Origin of the sequence: Microbacter sp. GSS18, from assembly GCA_029319145.1 — a bacterium.
GTDB lineage: Bacteria > Actinomycetota > Actinomycetes > Actinomycetales > Microbacteriaceae > Microbacterium.
Window position 1 is genome coordinate 304,976 of record CP119753.1, and the last position, 13,807, is coordinate 318,782.

Consider the following 13,807-nt stretch of genomic DNA (forward strand, 5'->3'; position numbering starts at 1 on the left):
GGTCGGCTCAGACCGGCCGCGCGCGCAGACGTCGCCCGCGGACGGGCGTACCCTCGAAGCATGAGCAAGGCGCTGTTCATCGTCGACGTCCAGAACGACTTCACCGAAGGGGGCGCGCTCGGCGTAAACGGCGGCGAAGCCGTCGCCGAGGGCATCTCCCTGTACCTGGAGGCCCATGCGAGCGAGTACGTCCTCATCGTCGCGTCGCGCGACTGGCACGACGCGGACAACGACAACGGCGGGCACTTCGCCGCGGGCGAGCCCGACTTCGTCGACACGTGGCCCGTGCACTGCGTCGCCGGCACACCCGGAGCCGAGTACCACCCGAGACTGGTGACCGACGCCGTGACGCACCACGTGAAGAAGGGGCAGGGTGTTCCCGCGTACTCCCTCTTCGAGGGCGTCACCGACGACGGGAGGAAGGTCTCGAGCCTCCTCGAAGAGCACGGCGTCGTGCACGTCGACGTCACCGGCATCGCCACGGACTACTGCGTGCGCGCGTCGGCCCTCGATGCCGTCGAGCACGGTCGTCACGTGCGCGTGCTCACCCACCTCATCGCCGGCGTCGCCCCCGAGAGCAGCGACGCCGCGCTGGCCGAGCTCGCCCACGCGGGTGCCGAGCTCGCGGACGCGTCGGAGTCGTGAACCGCGGCCCCGAGGCACGCGATGTCCGCAGCAACCCGTTCGGCCTCGCGGGCCTGATCGCGGCCGCCGTCGCGATCGTCCTCGGCGTCTTCAGCTTCCCTGCGAGCTTCGTGGTGGGCGTCGTCGCGGTGATCCTGAGCGGCGTCGGCTGGTACTGGTGGCGCGTCTACCGCGTGGGACGGATGCCGGCCGCCGCCGGACTCGTCATCGGCGGGGCCGCCACGCTCATCTCGCTGTACTTCGCACTGAACGGAATGTAGACATGCCGGCCGCATCGATGATGACCGCCCGCGCCGAGCTCGAGCAGCTGTGCGCCCGGGGGATGGACTGGCGCTCGGGCATCCGTCGCGCGTACCCGAACGCGGGAAGCGGGCGCCCCGCCGCCGTCCTGGTGCTGTTCGGCGTGCTGGACGACGTCCCCGCGGCCGTCCCGGGCCCCGTGGGGCGAGACCTCGACGTGCTGCTGCTGCGCCGGGCGGCGACGCTCGGCAGCCATCCCGGGCAGATCGCGTTCCCGGGCGGACGCATCGAGGACTCCGACGGCGGCCCCATCGCCGCAGCGCTGCGCGAGGCCGCTGAGGAGACCGGGGTCGATCCGACCGGCGTCGACCCGCTGGGGACACTTCCGGCGATCCCGGTGCCGGTGAGCAACCACATCGTCACCCCGGTGCCGGCGTGGTGGACGCGTCCGAGCGAGGTCGCCGCCGTCGACCACGCCGAGTCCGTCGACGTGTTCCGGGTGCCGGTGGCCGACCTCCTCGACCCCGCCAACCGCGGCAGCACCGAGCATCCCCTCGGCGGCTCCCTCCACCGCGCACCGGCGTTCGCCGTCGGCGGTCGCACCGTGTGGGGCTTCACCGCGATCGTCCTCTCGCGCATGTTCGAGGAGCTCGGCTGGGACGAGCCGTGGGATGTGCACCGCGTGATCGACCGCCCGACGGGGGACGGCGTCAACACCTGAGCGCTTGTTTTCGGGGCGCCGAAAAGATAGTTTCTCGGCGTGCCGAAGAATTCTCTCCGTATCCCGATCGCGCTCGCGGCGACCGCGCTGGCCGCCGCGGCCGTGACCGCGTGCGCGGCGTCCGACGACGCGGCGGCGACCGGCGACGAGCGCCCCGTCGTGCTCACCACCTTCACCGTCCTCGCCGACATCGCCCGGAACGTGGCGGGCGAGCATCTCGAGGTGGCCTCGATCACGAAGGTCGGAGCCGAGATCCACGGCTACGAGCCGACGCCGGGCGACATCGCGCGAGCGAGTGAGGCCGACCTCATCCTGGACAACGGGCTGAATCTCGAGGCCTGGTTCGCTCAGTTCGTCGAGACCGCCGATGCGCCGCACGTCGTGGTGTCCGACGGTGTGGAGGTCATCGACATCGCCGCAGACGCGTACGCGGGGCTGCCGAATCCGCACGCGTGGATGAGCCCGGTCAATGCGCGGGTCTACGTCGACCGGATGGCCGAGGCGTTCGCCGATCTCTCGCCCGAGCACGCCGACGACTTCTCGGCGAACGCCGACGCGTACAAGGCCGAGCTGCAGCGGGTTCACGACGATCTCGTCGCGGCGCTCAGCGCGCTCCCCGAGAACCAGCGCGCGCTGGTCACGTGCGAAGGCGCGTTCTCGTACCTGGCCCGCGACGCCGGGCTGGCCGAGGCCTACATCTGGCCGGTCAACGCCGAGCAGCAGGCGACCCCCCAGCAGATCGCGGCGGCGATCGAGTTCGTCGACGCCAACGACGTGCCGGCCGTCTTCTGCGAGTCGACGGTGTCCGACAAGCCGATGCAGCAGGTCGTCGAGGGGACGGATGCCGTCTTCGGAGGCACCCTGTACGTCGACTCGCTCTCCGAAGAAGGCGGGCCGGTGCCGACCTACCTCGAGCTCATCCGCTACGACGCCGAGGTCATCGTCGCCGGGCTGACGGGGTCGGGGTCGTGACGGCGGCGATCGAGGCAGAGGACGTCTCCGTCCGCTACGGCGAGGTGGTCGCGCTGGACGGTGTGTCACTCACCGTCGCCCACGGGCGCGTGACGGGCCTCATCGGCATGAACGGCTCGGGCAAGTCGACCCTCTTCAAGTCGATCATGGGGCTCATCCGTCCCGACCGCGGGTCGGTGCACCTGGGCGGGACCGACCCTGCGCGCGCTCGCCGGCGCGGTCTGGTCGGCTATGTGCCGCAGAGCGAGGAGGTCGACTGGGCCTTCCCGGTGTCGGTGCGCGACGTCGTCATGATGGGGCGATACGGGCACCTCGGCATCACCCGGCGCCCGCGCCCGGCCGACCGCGACGCGGTCGAGCGGGCGCTCGAGCGCGTCGGGCTGACCGACCTCGCCGACCGGCAGATCGGCCGGCTGTCGGGAGGTCAGCGCAAGCGCGCGTTCGTCGCCCGCTGCATCGCGCAGGATGCTGCCATCCTCCTGCTGGACGAGCCGTTCGCCGGAGTGGACAAGCGCTCGGAGGCGACGATCGTGCGGCTGCTGAAGGAACTCGCCGCGGACGGCACCGCCGTGCTCGTGTCGACCCACGACCTCCACGCCCTCCCGAACCTGGCCGACGAGGCTGTGCTGCTGCGCCATCGCATCCTGTTCCATGGTTCGGTGGCGGCGGCGCTCGAGCCCGAGAACCTCGCCCGGGCCTTCGGGCTCGACGTGTTCGACGCGGGGAACGCGGCGTGAGCATCCTCGACCTGCTGCTGGAGCCGCTCCAGTACGAGTTCATGATCCGGGCGATCGCGACGACGGTGGTCGCCGCGGTGGTGTGCGCGGTGCTGTCGTGCTGGCTGGTTCTCGTGGGCTGGTCGCTCATGGGTGACGCCGTGTCGCATTCGGTGCTGCCGGGCGTCGTGCTCGCCTACGTGTTCGGGGCGCCCTTCGCGATCGGCGCCCTCGTGTTCGGCTTCCTCGCCGTCGCCCTCATCGGCGCCATCCGCGGCACGAGTCGCGTGAAAGAGGACGCCGCGATCGGGATCGTCTTCACGACGCTGTTCGCGTTCGGCCTCGTGCTCATCTCCGTCACGCCGAGTCAGACCGATCTCAACCACATCATCTTCGGCAACATCCTCGGGGTCTCTCAGGCGGAGCTCATCCAGATCGGCGCGCTCGCCGCCGTCGCGTTCGCCGTCCTGATCATCAAGCGCCGCGATCTCACCCTGTACGCGTTCGACCCGACGCATGCGCATGCGATCGGCCTGTCGCCGCGCCTGCTCGGCGCGCTCCTGCTCGGTGTGCTCGCTCTGACGTCCGTCGTGGCCCTGCAGGTGGTGGGCGTCATCCTGGTGGTCGCGATGCTCATCATCCCGGGCGCCACCGCATATCTGCTGACGGATCGATTCGGACGGATGCTGATCATCGCCCCGGTGCTGTCGGCCCTCAGCTCGGTCGTCGGGATCTACCTGAGCTATTGGCTCGATGCCGCCTCGGGTGGTCTCGTCGTGGTCGTGCAGGGCGTCGTGTTCGCCCTCGTCTACGTCTTCAGCCCCCGGCACGGCCTTCTCGGCAAGCGGCTCTCGACCCGCCGCGCCGTGGCTGTCGGTGAGCGATGACCGCGTCATGCGGATGAGAAACGCCATGTTCGCGTGTGGTGGGCCCCGTGGGGCTCGAACCCACGACCCGCGGATGAGAAGTGCGGTGTTCGCGTGTGGTGGGCCCCGTGGGGCTCGAACCCACGACCCGCGGATTAAAAGTCCGATGCTCTACCGACTGAGCTAGAGGCCCTCGACGCTCAAGCCTAATGCCGCCGGCGAGCCGGGATCGCCACGCGTCGGCTCAGCCGTTTCCGTTCCCGTTGCCGCCGCCCTTTCCGTTCCCGTTGCCGCCGCCGTTGTTGTTTCCGGGGCCGCTGTTCGGGTTCGAGCCCCCGCTGCCGCCGCCCGCGGGGGATCCGCCTGTGCCGCTCGTCGTGTCGGCGGGCGCGCTGGTGTCGGCCGGCTCGTCGGCGCTGGTCGACTCGGTGTCCTCGGCCGGTGCGGTCGTCGGTGCGGTCGTCGGTGCGGGCGCCTGGGTTCGCGTGACCGCGCGCTCCGGTCCCGTGGCGGACGCGCTGCTCCAGACCCCGAAGAGGACCGCGGCCGCGGCCAGCAGCGCGCCGACGAGGACGACCGCGACCAGAGAGACGCGGCGCGGGCCTGTGGCCGCCTGTGCGCGCGGAGCTCCCGGCTCAGGCGGCGCGACGTCCGTCGCCAGGGGAGGAGCAGGCGGGAGAGGCGGCAGGACCGCGGTGCGCTCGGTGGGCGACTCGGGTGCCGGCGATCGTGAGGCTCGCGTCGGCTCCGGCAGGTTCCGGCTGCCCGCGATCGTCTCCGACAGGAGCGGAGCGGCGACGGCGGCCGTCGTCACGTCGATCACCGGGACGGAGACCGCGGCGGCGGCATCCGTCCTCCCGGCGAGCTGAGACGCGGTCGTCGCGACCTCGAGCGCGGTCGGACGATCGTCGGGACGCTGTGCGGTCATGCCGCGCAGCAGCTGGCGCCACTGCTCGGGCAGCGATTCGGGGATCGGCGGCGGTGTCGACATCCGTGCGAGCAGAGCCCCGATGCCCTCGGCGTGCGGGAACGGCCGCGCGCCGCTCAGCGCCTCGATGAGCATGATCCCGAGCGAGTACACATCTGCGGGCGGTGCCGGCGCCGCGCCGTCGGCCTGCTCGGGCGCGAGATAGGCGATGGTCCCCACCATGAGCCCGGGCGTGGTCACGCGGGGCGAGTCGAGCAGGTACGCGATGCCGAAGTCCGCGAGCTTGGGTCGCCACGGCGCTCCGGGCACCGGCGACGGCGACAGCAGCACGTTCGAGGGCTTGATGTCGCGGTGGACGACGCCGGCCGAGTGCGCGACGTGCAGCGCCTCCGCCAGCTCCGCCGCGAGCTTCGCCGTCGTGGCGGGATCGACGGGACCGCGCGCGATGAGATCGCGCAGCGTGATGCCGTCGACGTGCTCCATCACGAGGTAGGTGACGTTGTCGCTCGACAGCTCCGCGTCGTAGAGCGTCACCAGGGCGTGGTGGTTCAGTGAGGCCAGCAGCGTCGTCTCCGACCGGGCCCGCTCGATGGACCCGAGCTCCGAGGCCGGGCCGCGCATGATCTTGACGGCGACGGTGCGTTCGAGGTGCAGGTCCTCGGCGCGGTAGACGCGGGCCATGCCGCCCTCGCCGATGCGGTCGACCAGCCGGTAGCGGCCGTCGAGCACCTCGCCGGTGGTGTGGCCGAGACTCACGGGTGTCGTCATCCGGCGAGGGTATCCGGGACCGCCTGGACGTCCCGGGGGCTTGACGGTGGTGCAGAAAGGTGCTTCGCGAATGCATGGTGCATGCTGGAAGGGATGCGACCGGCGCGCGGGGGCGGCCGGCACGGACGGGGGGATACGTGAGCGAACAGGAGCCGCAGCCGAGCGATCCGCGGGTCGACCTCGAGGCCGATCCGCCGGACGAGCAGCCGGCGGATCCCGAGAGCGATCCGCCGAGCCAGGCGCCCGCGGCGGAGCCCGCGCCGACGACATCCGTCATCCAGGCGGTGTCGCGACGCAACTGGACGCGCGGCCTGATCGCGTTCGCCGTCGCGCTCATCCTCCTCGTCGGACTCGGCTTCGGCGCCGCACGGCTCAACGACTACCTCATGCGGTCGCCCGCCGAAGTGGCCCTCGCCGACATCGAGGCCTCGGCCGACGAGCAGTCGATGACGGCCGAGCTCGTCGAGGGCGGCACGGCGACGGTCGCGTGGTCGGAATCCCTCGGGACGGCGGTGTTCTTCTCGGAGGATCTGCCGGCACTCGACGAGGGCGAGACCTTCGCTCTGTGGCTCACGCGCGGCGCTTCCGACACCGTCGTCGCGCAGTTCGCGGTCGACGGCCGTGAGGTCGTGGTGCAGCTCGATCAGGGTGTCGAAGCCGGCGATCTCATCGCGCTCACGATCGAATCCGGTTCCGAGGCCCCGGACGAGCGCAGCGGAGACGCCGTCGTCACCATCCCCACCTCCTGACGCCGTCCGGGCGGAGCACGGTCCGTCCGCGGGTACCCTGGATGGGGTGAGCGACGCGTCCCGAGGATTCCACAAGCCCGTGCGCCGCCCGGCCGAGCTCTTCGACCGACTGTTCGCCGCCGAGGACCCGGCCGAGGTCTCGCGCGTCGCCCATTCCACGGCGCAGGCGCTGCTCTCGCGCGTGCGCGCCGAGCCCGACGCGCGCGTCATCGAGCGCCTCGTCGCCTTCACCGACAGCCACGGCATCGACGACATCGCCGAGCTGTGGTCGCGGTCGCCGGCCAAGACGCTCCCTGGCGCCCTGTGGCGGCTGTACCTGCTGCAGCTGATGATCCACCACGACCCGCGCACGGCTGCTCTGCTGTACGAGCGCGGCCGCGTCGAGCTCCGCTCGCCGGACGACCTGGTGGCCGGCGCCCCGACACCCGCCGGACCCGACGAGCTGGTCGCCCTGATCGATGCCATCATGCGGGGCGTGTTCGACGGGGACTTCGCCGTGGCGCTGGACCGTGCAGCCTCGTTCTGCCGCGTTCAGGCATCCGGAGCGACCCACCTCGCCGACGATCACGAGCGTACCGAGCCCGAGCGCTCCAGCGAGCTGACGACCCGCGCCCTGCGGCTCACGGACTACGCGACCGACCTGTCGGCGTGCGCCGCGCTGTGGCGCCGCGACGCGCTGGCCTGAGGCGCTCCCGGGGCGGCGCATCGCCGGCGACGGTCTCTGCCATGCCCGGGAACGGGACGGCGTCTTCGTCGGAGAGAAGTAGGTGCCGGGCCGCAGAACGCCTCTCGGCGTGAGGCCGCTCGCAGCGGCAGAAGTTGGAGCCCGGGGTTACTGCGGCCCGGCACGAACCAGTGTAACGGCGGTTCCCGGGCGTGCATTCCCGGATGCCGGATGCACCCGGAATCCCGCGCGATCTCTGCGCCGATTCCCAGAGGCGGAATCCCCCCGGGCGTGCCGGGCGCGGGAGCCGCCGCCGGGCTAGGCTCGAGGAATGACCTGGCGGCATGCGCTCGTGATCGAGCCGGTCGCGGAGAACGATCCGCGCATCCATTTCGGCTCCACCTTCACCCCGATCGACCCCGCGGCCCCGGCGCTCAGCGTCGGAGAGCTCAGCACCCAGCGCGGTGACGGGATCTTCGAGTCGATCGGCATGGTCGACGGCCATCCGCAGGAGGTCGAAGCCCACCTCGACCGGCTCGCGCACTCCGCGGTCCTGTGCGACCTTCCCGTGCCGCATCGAGAGCAGTGGCGGCAGGCCGTCGTCGCGGCGGCGGCGGAGGCCCCGGCAGGGGAGTCGGTCATGAAGCTCATCCTCAGCCGGGGTGTCGAGCACGGCCCCGCGCCGACGGCGTGGATCACGGTGGCCGAGGCCGCCGACTTCTCGGTTCCGCGCACCCGCGGCATCCGCGTCGTGACCCTGGACCGCGGGTTCGACAGCGAGGCCCCGGCCCGTGCGCCGTGGCTGCTGCTCGGCGCCAAGACGCTGTCGTACGCCGTCAACATGGCTGCGATCCGCGAGGCGCGCCGCCGCGGCGCCGACGACGCCGTGTTCGTCTCGAGCGACGGGTACCTGCTCGAGGGACCGACGTCGTCGCTCATCCTGCGGATCGACGGACGATTCCTCACGCCGGCGCCGGGGGCGGGCATCCTGCACGGGACGACCCAGATGAGCCTCTTCGACGAACTCTCGCGCCAGGGGCACGCGACGGGGTACGAGACCCTGCCGGTCAGCGCCCTCGGCGAGGCGGATGCCGCCTGGCTCGTGTCGAGCGTGCGCCTCGCCGCGCCCGTCACCGCGATCGACGGCGCTCCGATGGCCGTGGACGCGGACCTCACCGCCGCGATGAACGCGTACCTGCTGAGCCCGCGGGACTGACCGGCATCGCCGGGCACATGCCCGGCGGGCGGATCAGCCGAAGCGGCCGGAGACGTAGTCCTCGGTGGCCTGGACGGACGGGGTGGTGAAGATCGTCTTCGTCGCGTCGTACTCGATGAGCTTGCCGGGCTTGCCGGTGCCGGCGATGTTGAAGAACGCCGTCTTGTCGCTCACGCGCGAGGCCTGCTGCATGTTGTGCGTGACGATGACGACGGTGTAGTCGTTCTTCAGCTCGCCGATGAGCTCCTCGATCGCGTAGGTCGAGATCGGGTCGAGCGCCGAGCAGGGCTCGTCCATCAGGATGACCTGGGGCGAGACCGCGATGGCTCGCGCGATGCACAGACGCTGCTGCTGGCCGCCCGACAGCCCCGAGCCGGGCTTGTCGAGGCGGTCCTTGACCTCGTTCCACAGGTTCGCGCCCTGCAGGCTCTTCTCGACCAGGTCGTCGGCGTCGGACTTGGCCATGCGCTTGTTGTTGAGCTTGACGCCCGCCAGCACGTTCTCCTTGATGGACATCGTCGGGAACGGGTTCGGGCGCTGGAAGACCATGCCGATCTGGCGGCGAACCAGCACGGGGTCGACGTTCGAGCCGTACAGGTCCTCACCGTCCAGCAGCACTTCACCCTCGACGCGGGCGCCCGGGATGACCTCGTGCATGCGGTTCAGGGTGCGCAGGAACGTGGACTTGCCGCAGCCGGACGGGCCGATGAACGCCGTGACGCTGCGCGGCTCGATGCTCATCGAGACGCCCTCCACGGCGAGGAAGTCGCCGTAGAAGACGTTGAGGTCGTTGACTTCGATGCTCTTGGACACTGGGGATCTTTCTTTCGGGCTGTCGGGTCAGCGGCGGCCGGTCTTGGGCGCGAAGTACTTCGCGACCATGCGGGCGACCAGGTTCAGCAGCATGACGATGATGATGAGGACCAGGGCACCCGTCCATGCGCGAGCGATGGCGGAATCGGGGTTGGTGCCCTGGTTCATGTACTGGTTGTAGACGAACACCGGCAGCGTCATCATGTTGCCGTCGAACAGGTTCCAGTTCAGGCTCTGCGTGTAGCCGGCGGTCAGCAGCAGCGGCGCGGTCTCGCCGATGACGCGGGCGATGGCGAGCATGACGCCGGTCGTGATGCCGGCGATCGAGGTCGGCAGCACGACCTTGACGATCGTCAGCCACTTCGGCACGCCGAGGGCGTAGGACGCCTCGCGCAGCTCGTTCGGCACCAGACGCAGCATCTCCTCGGAGGAGCGCACGACCACCGGGATCATCAGCACGCTGAGCGCGACGGCGCCCATGATGCCCATCGAGATGCCCGGGCCGAAGAAGATCACGAACGCGGCGTAGGCGAACAGACCCGCCACGATCGACGGGATGCCGGTCATGACGTCGACGAAGAACGTGATGGCCTTGGCCAGCTTCTTGCCCGCGCCGTACTCGACGAGGTAGATCGAGGTCATGAGGCCGATCGGGACCGAGATGACGGTCGCCGCCAGCGTGATCAGCAGCGTGCCGACGATCGCGTGGTACGCGCCGCCGCCCTCGCCGACGATGTTGCGCATCGTGTACGTGAAGTACTCCGCGTCGAAGCGCGCGACGCCGTTGGCGATCACCGTCCAGACGACGGAGATGAGCGGGAGCAGCGCGATCGCGAAGGCCGACGTCACCAGGGCCGTCAGGAACCGGTCGACGCCCTTGCGGCGACCCTCGACGATCGAGGAGACGACGTAGATGGCGATCATGTAGAAGATCGCCGCGAGGAAGACCGTGCCGGCGATGTTGAAGTCCGCCATCGGGTTCCCGACGTTCAGGATGCCGAAGACGGTCGCCATGATGGCCAGCGACAGCGCGAGCAGGCCCCACGGAGCCCACTTCGGCAGCCGGCCGGCGGTGAGCGAGAGCGCCTGACTGGGCGGCGCGACAGTGGTGGAGGTCATGTCAGTTGGCTCCAGAGAACTCGGCACGCCGCGAGACGATCCAGCGGGCGAGGGCGTTCACGGCGAACGTCAGGACGAACAGCACCAGGCCGGTGCCGATGAGCACGCTCACGCCGTCGCCGTAGGCCTCGGGGAAGCGCAGCGCGATGTTCGCCGGGATCGGCGTCGGGTTGGTGGAGGTCAGCAGCTCGAACGTCACGGCGCCCGAGACCGACAGCACCATCGTCACAGCCATCGTCTCGCCGAGCGCGCGTCCGAGGCCGAGCATCGCGGCCGAGACCATGCCGCCGCGCGCGAACGGGAAGACGGCCATCTTGATCATCTCCCACCGCGTCGCGCCGAGGGCGAGGGCCGCCTCCTCGTGGAGCGTCGGCGTCTGCAGGAACACCTCGCGGCTGATAGCGGTCATGATCGGCAGGATCATGACCGCGAGCACGATCGCCGCGGTGAGGATCGTGCGGCCGGTCGCCGAGACCTGCCCGCTGAACAGCGGAATCCAGCCCAGGTTCTCGTTGAGCCACACGTAGAGCGGCTGAACCATGCCCGACAGCACGATGCCGCCCCAGAGTCCGAACACGACCGAGGGGACGGCGGCGAGCAGGTCGATGATGTAGCCGAGGACGGATGCCGCGCGGCGCGGCGCGTAGTGCGAGATGAACAGGGCGATGCCGATGGCGAGGGGCGTCGCCATGATCAGCGCGAGGATCGACGACCAGATCGTGCCGAAGATGAGCGGCCACACGTAGGCGAGGAAGGACTCGCCGTGGAGGATCGGGTTCTCGGCGGGATCGCCGGTGAAGGCGGGGATGCTCTCGGCGACGAGGAAGACGAGCACCGCGGCGAGGACGACCAGGATTGTGATGCCGGCAGCCAGGGCGGTGCTCGAGAACGCGACGTCGCCCGGACGCTTGCGGGTGGTGCGTCGCGAGGGAGTCGGCGGCTGTTCGGGTGCGGATCCTCGGGTGGGGGAGTCCGTGCTGGTCGTCGCCATGTGTTTCCTTACTGTGAGACCTGTCGGCTCAGCGGAGGCTCCGCCGCGGGGGCGGCTCCTTCGCTGAACCCGCCCTGCCCGATGCATCCATCATGCTCCGGGCAGGGCGAGAACAGTCAATGTTCAGCTTCAGCCGATCAGCGCGATCGCGGCGTCGACCTGCTCGCGCAGCGAGTCCGAGATCGGAGCCGAGCCGGCGTTCTCGGCAGCGGCCTGCTGGCCCTCGGCGCTGGCCATGTAGGTGAAGTACGCCGAAACGAGCTCGGCGATGTTCGCGTCCTCGTACTCCTTGCAGGCGATGAGGTAGCTGACCAGGGCGATCGGGTACACGCCGGCCTCGGCGGTGGTGTAGTCCACCTCGAGCGACAGGTCACCCTCGGCCGGGTCGTAGAGGAACGGCGACGAGTCGATGATCATCGCGGCGGCCTCGGCCGAGTAGGGGACGAACTCGCCGCCCACGCCCACCGAGACGGTGCCGAGGTCGCCGACCTGCGACGCGTCGGCGTAGACGATCGTGCCGTCGCCGTTGCGGGTCGCGTCGACGACACCCGAGGTGCCCTGCGCCGACTCGCCGCTCTCGAGCGGCCACACGCCGTCGGCCTCGTAGGTCCAGACGTCGGGCGCTGCCTCGGAGAGGTACAGCGTGAAGGTGTCGGTCGTGCCCGAGTCGTCGGCGCGGTGCACCGGCGAGATCGGGAGGTCGGGCAGCTCGACGTCGGGGTTGTCGGCGGCGATGGCCTCATCGTTCCAGTTGGTGATCTCCTCGGCGAAGATGCCCGCGATGGTGTCGGCGGTCATGTTCAGCGAGTCGATGCCCTCGAGGTTGAAGGCGACGGCGATCGGCGAGATGTACAGCGGAAGCTGGACGATGCCGGCCTCGCCGTCCGCGGCGCACGCGCCGAAGGAGCCTGCGAGCTCCTCCTCGTTGAACGCGCGGTCCGAGCCGATGAAGTTGCTGGCGCCCGCGATGAAGTTCTCGCGGCCGGTGCCGGAGCCGGTGGGCTCGTAGTTGACGGTGACGTCGGGGTTGGCGCTCTGGAAGCCGGCGACCCAGGCCTCCTGGCCCGCGGTCTGCGACGAAGCGCCGGTGGCGTCGAGCACGCCGGACAGCGTCGAACCGCCGTCGGTGGTGCCGCCATCGGTCGACTCGTTGGCCGCGGTGCAGCCGGCGAGCGTGAGGGCCGCGACAGCGGCGAGAGCGCCCACCTGGGCGATGCGGGAAATCTTCACAGTGTGAATCCTTCGATTGTCAGGGATATCGGGTACCCGGTGCAGGGTTCGATGTGACGCTAAGTGCGCATCGTTAAGAGACTGCGCTGTGAGGGTGAACGGAAGGTGAACGCACCCTGCATTCGCAAGGCCCGGATTTCCGGGCATCGAATCGGTTCGGATCGTGTTTCGGCGGCTCCCGGCCTCTAGCCTTGGTGCCATGGCGAAGACGAGCAAGGCCGAGCGCAAGGCGTACGACGCGATGGAGGATGCCGCCGCTGCGGCGAAGAAGGCGAAGAAGGCGGCCAAGGCGCTTCCCCCCAAGCCGTCACGGAAGCTGAAGGGCCTGGCGGACGAGGCTGCCGAGGCGGCGGATGTGTCCAAGAAGAAGGTGCGCAAGCACCCCAAGCGGATCGCCAAGTTCGCCGGCTCCGTCGCCGACCGGCTGCGCCGCGCGACGCGTCTGACGGTCGAGAAGGCCGAGCGCAAGGCGCGCCTGCAGGCGGCCGCCGAGGTGGTCGCCGTCGACGCCGAGCGCGCCGAGGCGGATGCCGCCGCGCGGAAGGCCGAGGCCAAGGCCATGAAGAAGGCGGCGAAGAAGGCCGCGAGGGCGGCGGATGCGGCCGAGCGCGAAGCCGAGGCCGCGGAGGCCGCGCTCGCCGAGGAGCTGACAGCCGACACCACACCCGAGGCTTCCACCGCACGGGAGACCGCCGCCGCACCGGAGACCGCCGCCGAACCGGAGACCGCCGCCGCACCCGAGGATTCCGCCGAACCGGAGACCGCCGCCGAACCGGGGACCGCGCCGGAGCCGGAGTCCGAGCCCAAGCCTGCACCGGAGTCCGAGCCCAAGCCTGCACCGGAGTCCGAGCCCAAGCCTGCACCCGAGCCGAAGCCTGCTCCGAAGCCGAAGCCGAAGCCGAAGCCGAAGGCAGCTGCGAAGCCGAAGGCGGCTGCGAAGCCGAAGGCGGCTGCGAAGCCGAAGGCAGTTCCGAAGCCGAAGGCAGTTCCGAAGCCGACGGCGGCACCGAAGTCGCAGCCGACCACGAAGCCCACGTCGACTCCCGCGCCGGCGACCGACGACCTCGCCGCCCTGACCGTGGCGCAGCTGCGGGCCCGCGCGCGCGAACTCGGCAAGACGGGGTACTCGCGCCTGACGAAGGCAGAGCTGATCGAACTCCTCGGCTGAC

General features: G+C 70.4%; 15 protein-coding genes and 1 tRNA gene. 10 read left to right on the plus strand and 6 right to left on the minus strand.

Going from position 1 to position 13,807, the window contains the following annotated elements:
• Positions 1-60: 60 nt before the first annotated feature.
• Genes P0L94_01410 through P0L94_01435 form a run of 6 tightly spaced genes read left to right on the plus strand, consistent with a single transcriptional unit; the run spans position 61 to position 4,181 of the window.
• Positions 61-645 carry an isochorismatase family protein gene (locus P0L94_01410; protein WES64740.1) on the plus strand — a complete coding sequence of 195 codons (585 nt, stop codon included), beginning with the start codon at positions 61-63 and terminating at the stop codon, positions 643-645.
• Positions 642-905 (plus strand): hypothetical protein, encoded by a 264-nt coding sequence (locus tag P0L94_01415; GenBank protein WES64741.1) that lies wholly within the window; start codon positions 642-644, stop codon positions 903-905. The genes P0L94_01410 and P0L94_01415 overlap by 4 nt, the downstream gene beginning before the upstream one ends.
• A 2-nt stretch (positions 906-907) precedes the next feature.
• Positions 908-1,606, plus strand: a complete 699-nt coding sequence (locus P0L94_01420) for a CoA pyrophosphatase (GenBank protein WES64742.1) — start codon at positions 908-910, stop codon at positions 1,604-1,606.
• Positions 1,607-1,645: 39 nt separating this feature from the next.
• Positions 1,646-2,578, plus strand: coding sequence for a metal ABC transporter substrate-binding protein (locus tag P0L94_01425; protein ID WES64743.1), 933 nt, complete (start codon positions 1,646-1,648; stop codon positions 2,576-2,578).
• The gene (locus P0L94_01430; GenBank protein WES64744.1) at positions 2,575-3,315 is read left to right on the plus strand and encodes a metal ABC transporter ATP-binding protein; all 741 of its coding nucleotides are present in this window, start codon (positions 2,575-2,577) and stop codon (positions 3,313-3,315) included. Before P0L94_01425 ends, P0L94_01430 begins: the two co-directional genes overlap by 4 nt.
• Positions 3,312-4,181 carry a metal ABC transporter permease gene (locus tag P0L94_01435; GenBank protein ID WES64745.1) on the plus strand — a complete coding sequence of 290 codons (870 nt, stop codon included), beginning with the start codon at positions 3,312-3,314 and terminating at the stop codon, positions 4,179-4,181. Before P0L94_01430 ends, P0L94_01435 begins: the two co-directional genes overlap by 4 nt.
• A gap of 96 nt (positions 4,182-4,277) precedes the next feature.
• Here P0L94_01435 and P0L94_01440 read toward each other — a convergent pair.
• Together P0L94_01440 and P0L94_01445 are read right to left on the minus strand one after the other, a co-directional pair.
• A tRNA-Lys gene (locus P0L94_01440) sits at positions 4,278-4,353 on the minus strand.
• A 51-nt stretch (positions 4,354-4,404) separates the two neighbouring features.
• On the minus strand, positions 4,405-5,856 hold the full coding sequence (locus P0L94_01445) for a protein kinase (GenBank protein ID WES64746.1): 1,452 nt from the start codon (positions 5,854-5,856) through the stop codon (positions 4,405-4,407).
• Between the two features lie 137 nt (positions 5,857-5,993).
• Between P0L94_01445 and P0L94_01450 the strand changes: the two genes are divergently transcribed.
• From P0L94_01450 to P0L94_01460, 3 genes are all read left to right on the plus strand, one after another.
• Positions 5,994-6,605, plus strand: coding sequence for an anti-sigma factor (locus tag P0L94_01450; GenBank protein ID WES64747.1), 612 nt, complete (start codon positions 5,994-5,996; stop codon positions 6,603-6,605).
• Positions 6,606-6,651: 46 nt separating this feature from the next.
• Entirely contained in the window at positions 6,652-7,290 is a 639-nt protein-coding gene (locus P0L94_01455; protein ID WES64748.1) for a hypothetical protein, read from the plus strand.
• Between the two features lie 310 nt (positions 7,291-7,600).
• Entirely contained in the window at positions 7,601-8,485 is an 885-nt protein-coding gene (locus P0L94_01460; GenBank protein WES64749.1) for an aminotransferase class IV, read from the plus strand.
• Between the two features lie 33 nt (positions 8,486-8,518).
• On the opposite strand, the gene pstB is transcribed toward P0L94_01460, so the two are convergent.
• From pstB to P0L94_01480, 4 genes are all read right to left on the minus strand, one after another.
• Positions 8,519-9,298 carry a phosphate ABC transporter ATP-binding protein PstB gene (gene pstB, locus P0L94_01465; GenBank protein WES64750.1) on the minus strand — a complete coding sequence of 260 codons (780 nt, stop codon included), beginning with the start codon at positions 9,296-9,298 and terminating at the stop codon, positions 8,519-8,521.
• Positions 9,299-9,325: 27 nt separating this feature from the next.
• On the minus strand, positions 9,326-10,417 hold the full coding sequence (gene pstA / locus P0L94_01470; protein ID WES64751.1) for a phosphate ABC transporter permease PstA: 1,092 nt from the start codon (positions 10,415-10,417) through the stop codon (positions 9,326-9,328).
• Between the two features lies 1 nt (position 10,418).
• A complete protein-coding gene (gene pstC / locus P0L94_01475; protein ID WES64752.1) occupies positions 10,419-11,408 on the minus strand; it encodes a phosphate ABC transporter permease subunit PstC in 990 nt (329 codons plus the stop codon).
• 129 nt (positions 11,409-11,537) lie between these two features.
• Positions 11,538-12,638 carry a phosphate ABC transporter substrate-binding protein PstS gene (locus P0L94_01480; GenBank protein WES64753.1) on the minus strand — a complete coding sequence of 367 codons (1,101 nt, stop codon included), beginning with the start codon at positions 12,636-12,638 and terminating at the stop codon, positions 11,538-11,540.
• A gap of 199 nt (positions 12,639-12,837) precedes the next feature.
• Between P0L94_01480 and P0L94_01485 the strand changes: the two genes are divergently transcribed.
• Positions 12,838-13,806, plus strand: coding sequence for a Rho termination factor N-terminal domain-containing protein (locus tag P0L94_01485; protein ID WES64754.1), 969 nt, complete (start codon positions 12,838-12,840; stop codon positions 13,804-13,806).
• Position 13,807: the final 1 nt, after the last annotated feature.